Source organism: Neisseria sp. P0021.S006, from assembly GCF_051956895.1.
This window is the reverse complement of sequence record NZ_JBQCWZ010001192.1, coordinates 1-464: the sequence shown is the minus strand read 5'-3', so window position 1 is coordinate 464 and position 464 is coordinate 1. Positions and strand designations below refer to the sequence as shown.

1 protein-coding gene is annotated in these 464 nt (G+C 51.1%); it reads left to right on the top strand.

Annotation, left to right across the window (positions count from 1 at the left end; all coding sequences use genetic code 11):
• On the top strand, positions 1-464 hold a 464-nt coding region (locus tag ACTHUM_RS19415), incomplete at both ends, for a class I SAM-dependent methyltransferase (RefSeq protein WP_440403929.1).

Genomic DNA, 464 nt, shown 5'->3' with positions numbered 1-464 from the left:
TGTGTAGAATAGACAGATACGAAGCATGGCTTGCCGATGTATTGGAAGCCATCGGTTTTGTGACCGGTTTTGCGCCCGAACAAATACACCTCAAACTGCGCGAACGCCAAAAAGGTTTGCAACAATACGAGAAAACCGGCAAAACCGGCGACGATTTCATCATCACGGAAAACGGCTGCAAGTTGTGGGTCAACCTCGACAAATACCTCGACACTGGCCTCTTTCTCGACCACCGCAACACGCGCAAAAAAGTCTGCGACACCACGGCGGGCAAACGCTTCCTCAACCTTTTTTCCTACACCGGCAGCTTCACCGTCTATGACGCCACCGGCGGCGCGGCATCCAGCGAAACCTTCGATTTGTCCAACACTTATCTCGATTGGGCGAAACGCAATTTCGAACTCAACGGCATCGATACCAAACAACACAAAATCGTCCGCGAAGACGTGTTCCAATATCTGCAA